5 protein-coding genes are annotated in these 5,909 nt (G+C 43.6%); all 5 read left to right on the top strand.

The genetic code is table 11. The features are described from left to right. Positions 1-694: 694 nt before the first annotated feature. A complete protein-coding gene (rfbC, locus tag ADK28_RS12400; RefSeq protein WP_048795788.1) occupies positions 695-1,237 on the top strand; it encodes a dTDP-4-dehydrorhamnose 3,5-epimerase in 543 nt (180 codons plus the stop codon). Positions 1,238-1,301: 64 nt separating this feature from the next. Beyond that, positions 1,302-2,186 carry a dTDP-4-dehydrorhamnose reductase gene (gene rfbD, locus ADK28_RS12395; protein WP_048795787.1) on the top strand — a complete coding sequence of 295 codons (885 nt, stop codon included), beginning with the start codon at positions 1,302-1,304 and terminating at the stop codon, positions 2,184-2,186. A 54-nt stretch (positions 2,187-2,240) separates the two neighbouring features. Beyond that, positions 2,241-3,062: an ABC transporter permease gene (locus ADK28_RS12390; RefSeq protein ID WP_048795786.1), complete on the top strand. Its 822-nt coding sequence runs from the start codon at positions 2,241-2,243 to the stop codon at positions 3,060-3,062. Continuing rightward, entirely contained in the window at positions 3,052-4,407 is a 1,356-nt protein-coding gene (locus ADK28_RS12385; protein ID WP_048795785.1) for an ABC transporter ATP-binding protein, read from the top strand. Before ADK28_RS12390 ends, ADK28_RS12385 begins: the two co-directional genes overlap by 11 nt. Before the next feature lie 2 nt (positions 4,408-4,409). Continuing rightward, positions 4,410-5,909: class I SAM-dependent methyltransferase (locus tag ADK28_RS12380; protein ID WP_152929694.1), on the top strand; the 1,500-nt coding region annotated here is incomplete at its 3' end.

Genomic DNA, 5,909 nt, shown 5'->3' with positions numbered 1-5,909 from the left:
GCGAGGTAGTAAAGGCAGAGTGGGCTACCATTGCGATGCCAGGTAGGAGATGATTGCAAAGACATTCATCCTGCCAGATGGCGTGCCCGTTAGTGTGTTCAATGAACAGATTCAGTATTTCTGTAAGATGTAGGCTACTTTCCGAGTTGCACATGCCTAAACATTTACCGACTCACATTTTCTTATAATCATCAACCATATGTATTATATGAATATTTATTAAGCAATCACTTTAATGTCATGCTAAGAAGGCAGATAATCTGAGGGCCTTTTCGGACAGATGATGATACCATATGGGCCGAGTTTTTTTGCCGAATGTGCTTTGGGTGCCGTACATTAGGCTTGGACAAAAAGTGTGGTTTAGTATCTGTTAAGGCTGCCCGGCTTAAGCTTGGGGGGTATTGCGAGTGGTGCAATTCAGCTATTGGTTGCTGTGAGCCAAGGGCGGTAGCGTGCTTTGACGAAGGTGATTTTTCTATCCTATTGATTTTAAATGAAAATAAATTATTTGTCTGTCTTCTTTTGGCATTCCTGACAGCTTGCTTTCTCGGGTAACAATGTATGCCTGTCATAGGCGGCGAGTCTGACTCGCAATGATGTTATCGGCGATAGGCGGGGTAGGATAGCTACTCACACAGATAATGGAAAAATGTTAAGATATATTAATATCTATTAAGCTATTGGATTAGTAAAAATGAATGTTATTTCTAGTAAAATTGCAGGTGTCAAAACAATCCTCCCAAAAGTATTCGGCGATGCTCGAGGATTCTTTTTAGAAACATTCGAGAAAAAACGTTATCAGGAGATGCTCGATATTGACCTGGATTTTGTTCAGGATAATCATTCGCGGTCTTCGAAAGGTGTGTTACGAGGCTTACACTTCCAGACGCAGAACCCTCAGGGGAAACTGGTCCGTGTTGTGCGCGGCGAGGTTTTTGACGTCGCTGTCGACATTCGTCCCGGCTCGCCGACATTTGGTCAGTGGGAGGGTGTCATTTTGTCTGAAGAAAACAAAACCCAGTTTTGGGTGCCGCCAGGCTTGGCGCACGGTTTTGTCGTTCTATCAGATATCGCCGATTTTGAATATAAGTGTACGGACTATTACGATCCGGCATCAGAAGGTTGTCTGATTTGGAATGATCCGACTGTGGGAATCGAATGGCCGATTGAGGCGCCTTTGCTCTCTGAGAAAGATAAACTAGGAAAATACCTAATGGATCTTCAGCAAAGCAAATAATATTTTATTGCGCCGTGATTTGCGGCCATATCAATGTCACAGTGAGCAAATTTATCAGGTCATCATGATGAAAATTTTGATAGTGGGTAGTGCGGGGCAGGTTGGTAAAGAACTGGTTCTGCGAGCACCGAAAACGTGGGAAGTTTTAGCTCTGGATCGTCAAGCGCTTGATATCACTTGCATGGAGCAGGTAGAAAAAGTCGTTAATTCATTTATTCCCCATGTGATTATCAATGCCGCTGCCTACACTGCAGTTGATCGTGCAGAGATGGATAGCGATCAGGCCTACAAGATAAATCGTGACGGTGTTGCGAATCTAGCCCGTGCCTCTCAGACATTTAATTCAAAATTTTTACATATATCAACAGATTATGTTTTTCAGGGGGAGCAGGAAGCTGCCTATTGCGAACGGGATGAAACGGGACCAACGGGGGTGTATGGTGCCAGTAAGCTTGCCGGCGAAATAGCGGCTGCAGAGGCCTGCCCGAAACATATCATTTTGCGAACAGCCTGGGTATTTGGTGCTCATGGGGGCAATTTCGTGAAGACGATGATTCGTCTCGCACAGGATAGAACTGAGCTCAACGTTGTTGGCGACCAATTTGGTGGGCCAACCTATGCGGGCGATATTGCGGAAGCTTTATTACTCATCGCGGGGAAAGTTTGCGACAAGAATTTCTCTGCCTGGGGAGTCTATCACTTTACTGGCGCTCCCTATATCAATTGGGCGGGATTTGCTGAGCAAATCATGCAACGGGCATATGTGTGCGGTATCACCTCTCATCTGACTAAAATCAATCCGATCCCCAGCAGTGATTACCCAACACCGGCCAAAAGGCCAGCCAATTCTATGCTCAACTGCGATAAAATCCACGAAATCTTTGGCATCGTGCCAAGCGATTGGCAGGCAGCATTAAATGACATTGTCAGTTATGCCGCGAAGGAATGAGACAACGCTTGGGTAGCGAAGCGTTATAGATAAGAAAATTAAATAGGTTTTTTGATGCAAAATTCGTTTAGCTCATCACCGCGGGAGATTGCAGCGACTTTCTTTCGACACCGCAAGCTGATATTTAACTTGACGAAACGAGAAATTACTGGGCGCTATAAGGGGTCTCTATTTGGCATCTTATGGTCTTTCTTCAACCCTATCTTCATGCTCATAGTTTATACATTCGTTTTTAGCTTTATATTTAATGCACGCTGGAGTGTAGAAAGCACATCAAAGGCTGAATTTGCGCTAGTTTTGTTCGCTGGACTTATTGTGTTCAATTTTTTCAGTGAATGCGCGATTAAGGCACCTGGAACGATACTGTCTAACGTCAACTATGTTAAGAAGGTAATATTCCCTTTAGAGATATTACCGATCGTCAATGCAGCCTCTGCATTATTTCATGCTTGTATCAGCATCATTGTATGGCTGATTTTTTATCTTATAGAGGTCGGTTTACCACACCCGACGGTGTTGCTATTTCCAATATTTATTCTCCCCTTATTCGCCTTTGTGCTCGGGGTCGGTTGGTTATTGTCTGCATTAGGCGTTTTTTTGCGAGATGTCGGGCAAATGATCTCTATTTTTGTCACTGCGTTGATGTTTTTATCCCCTATATTTTATCCCATAACAGCAATCCCAGAGAAATATAGACCATTATTGAATATTAACCCACTGGCTCCTGCGATTTCGCAGTTTAGAGAGATCTTTTATTGGGGGACAATTCCTTCATTAAGCGTGTACGTTAGCTATCTTATAGGATGTGCTGTATTCGCATGGTTTGGGTTCGTTGTTTTCCAAAAAACAAGAAAGGGATTTGCTGATGTCCTCTGATAACGTTGCCATAAGCATTCAGGACATAAAAAAATGTTTTTATGTTTACAATAACCCACATGACAGACTGAAGCAGTTCATTTTGCCAAGAATAAATCATATGTTCGGGCGTGAACAAAATAATTATTACAAAGAATTTTGGGCATTAAAAGGTGTCTCCTTTGAGGTTAACAAAGGGGAAACTGTTGGTTTGATTGGTAAAAATGGCAGCGGGAAATCGACATTATTACAAATCATTTGCGGTACCTTGACACCGACCAGCGGAGCAATAAGTACGAAAGGGCGTATTGCCGCTCTATTGGAACTCGGCTCAGGCTTTAATCCGGAGTTTACCGGGCTAGAGAATATTTATCTCAATGCGGCGATTTTGGGCCTTGGCAAGGAAGAAACCGAGAGTAAATTAGATGCAATCGCTGCATTTGCTGATATCGGTGAATTTATCCATCAGCCGGTAAAAACCTATTCCAGCGGAATGGTAGTGCGATTGGCCTTCGCAGTTCAGGCACAGGTGGATCCAGATATCTTGATTGTCGATGAGGCGTTGGCTGTGGGGGATGCCAAGTTTCAGGCAAAATGTTTTGATCGTCTACGCCAGTTAAAAGATAACGGAACCAGTATTCTGTTGGTGACGCACTCCGGAGAACAAATCGTCACTCACTGCGATCGCGCTGTGTTATTGAACTCCGGTGAAAAATTGTATCAGGGTACGCCGAAGATTGCAGTCAATAAATACATGGATATTCTTTTTGGCAAGAGTCAGCAAAGTGCGCAGAATGGCGTAGTCATCCCCTCAGTTGGAAACGCTGTTGAAACTCCGCTGGCTACGGAAGAAACGCTTAATTTCGAATGCGACAAGTTCAGCGATAAAAGCAATTATAATAAGAATGAATATCGTTGGGGTGATGGAGCAGCGGCTTGGCTTGATTACCAAGTTTGTGTTGGAGAACGATTGAATCCGACGACAATTTACTCCGCAGAAAAAGTAAAGATCAGATGCTCAATGCGTTTTGAGCGGGATGTCCATAATCCTATTATTGGTTTTGCCATTAAGACGAAAGAAGGTCAAACTGTTTATAATACAAACTCCCATCTTTTGAATAATGAAAACACCTTGAAGCATGGGGCTGCTGGGAGCTATTCCGTCGTAGAATTCGAATTTTCAAATAAGTTAGGTGCAGGAGATTATTTCATTTCTCTCGGCATTGCCTCAATGATGAGTAACGAAGTCATTCCACATGATCGAAGATATGATGTCATTCACTTTTTGGTGCCCTCCGTTGATTCTTTTTCGGGCATTGCAGATTTAGAGTTGAGTTTTGACATTAACCCACCTTCCGGTAGATAACTATGCTTTTAGATAAAAATATTTATGCTTTCCGTGAAAACACGGGCATTTGGGCAAAGCCAGATTATGCAGGTATCCCCTACAGTGATGGAGATACTCAGGAAAATTTGTTATTGAGCATTATACAAAATACGCAAGATCGAAGTGTATCTTCTGCGGAACTCAAAGCTCAATGCACAGATTGGGTAACGACTTACCATTTCTCTAGTTTGCGTTCGAATCTGTTACGGCCGCTAAAATCCATCCTTCAACCAGGTGCTAAGGTTTTGGAAGTCGGTGCAGGTTGCGGGGCTATCACGCGGTTTTTAGGCGAAATGGGGTGCGAGGTGGTCGCATTAGAGGGAAGCTTGCGACGCGCCGCGATTGCCAGAACCAGGACGGCTGGCTTGGACAATGTTACCGTAGTCAGCGAACGATTTGATGATTTCGAGAGTAATGTGCTCTTTGATGTGATCACTTTGATTGGCGTGCTCGAGTATTCCAACCTGTTCAGTCAAGGTGAAGACAGCGCAGTAAGCATGCTTGAAAAAATCAAAAAGCGCCTTAAACCCGGCGGAAAGTTGATCATTGCGATAGAAAACCAGCTTGGCTTGAAATATTTCTCCGGAGCACGAGAAGATCACCTGGGCCAGGTGATGTATGGTATTGAAGGACGTTATACGAAAGAACAGGCAGAAACTTTCGGGCACCACATCCTGAAGCAGAAACTCGTAAGCGTTGGTTTGCAGACGGTCGAAACATTGTTGCCGTTCCCTGATTATAAACTCCCCGTTTCCGTTGTGACATCTAACGGCGCTAGCGACCCAAACTTTGATGCTTCTGTTTTTGCTGCGCAATCTGTGCGTGCTGATATGCAATTGCCGGAGAAGTTAAATTTTGTACTCGAGTTGGCTTGGCCAATTGTTTTTAAAAACAATTTAGCTTGCGAACTCAGCAACTCTTTCTTGATGGTGGCAAGTGACGAGTCGAGTGAGTTTATTGATAAGGACTTACTTGCTATCCATTATGGTAGCGAGCGTTACTCGCCGTTCTATAAGGAAACGGTATTCAACAAAGACGAGAATGGGGAAATTAAGGTCAAACGTCATTTGCTGAGTCCTGGTGGAGCGATTGAGAATGATTTTGTTGATTTTAAATTAGATGGTTTTGAAAAATATATAAAAGGCGTTCCTCTACCCATAGAGTTCATCAAAATCGTGACGACACCTGGGTGGGATATTGAGCAAGTTGCTGGTTATTTTCGTTATTACATCGAGTGCCTGGAGATCTGCTTAAAAGGAGAAGGAATACACTATGATGAATTTACCCAACACACTATGCTCCCGTCCACCTATTTAGATGCAATTCCTTCAAATATATTGATAGATGCCGATAGGCAGCCGCGCTATTTTGAACGCGAGTGGTTGGCGAAAAAAGGGATTACGCTGGGTAACTTGACATTCAGAGCGGCGTTGTCGTTGCTTGGGAAAATATCCTCTTTCGCACCGCCTGCCAATGGACGT

The organism is Serratia sp. 506_PEND (assembly GCF_001076875.1).
GTDB lineage: Bacteria > Pseudomonadota > Gammaproteobacteria > Enterobacterales > Enterobacteriaceae > Serratia > Serratia marcescens.
Note: the sequence above shows the minus strand (reverse complement) of the source record. Positions and strands in the feature narration are given on the sequence as shown.

Excerpts from the sequence above, each read along its gene's own strand:
- ADK28_RS12390 (WP_048795786.1), top strand. The coding sequence starts at position 2,241 with ATGCAAAATTCGTTTAGCTCATCACCGCGGGAGATTGCAGCGACTTTC.
- rfbD (WP_048795787.1), top strand. The coding sequence starts at position 1,302 with ATGATGAAAATTTTGATAGTGGGTAGTGCGGGGCAGGTTGGTAAAGAA.
- rfbC (WP_048795788.1), top strand. The coding sequence starts at position 695 with ATGAATGTTATTTCTAGTAAAATTGCAGGTGTCAAAACAATCCTCCCA.
- ADK28_RS12385 (WP_048795785.1), top strand. The coding sequence starts at position 3,052 with ATGTCCTCTGATAACGTTGCCATAAGCATTCAGGACATAAAAAAATGT.